1 pseudogene is annotated in these 316 nt (G+C 68.7%); it reads left to right on the top strand.

From position 1 onward, the window contains the following. Positions 1-316 (top strand): annotated as a pseudogene (locus AABA86_RS33510) (CtpF protein); the annotation flags it as partial.

Here is a 316-nt window from a genome sequence, read left to right as displayed (position 1 = left end):
CCCGCGTGGTCGTGATCGGCAATCCCAACGACACCGCGCCCTATCGCGAGCTGGTGCGCCGCGGCGTCAACGATTATGTGGTGGGACCGGTCGAAACCCTCGACGTGGTCCGCTCCATCTGCAGCCTGTTCTCGGCCTCCGAGGCCATCATCACCGGCCGCGTCATCGCGGTGGTCGGCGCCAAGGGCGGCGTCGGCGCCTCCACCGTTGCGCACAACGTGGCCTGGACCATCGCCCGTGACCTCGCGCTCGATTCCGTCGTGATCGACCTCGACCTCGCCTTCGGCACCGCGGGCCTCGACTACAACCAGGACCC

It is taken from the genome of Bradyrhizobium sp. TM233, assembly GCF_036247965.1.
Classification (GTDB): domain Bacteria; phylum Pseudomonadota; class Alphaproteobacteria; order Rhizobiales; family Xanthobacteraceae; genus Bradyrhizobium; species Bradyrhizobium ottawaense.
This window is presented reverse-complemented; position numbering and strand designations above follow the sequence as displayed.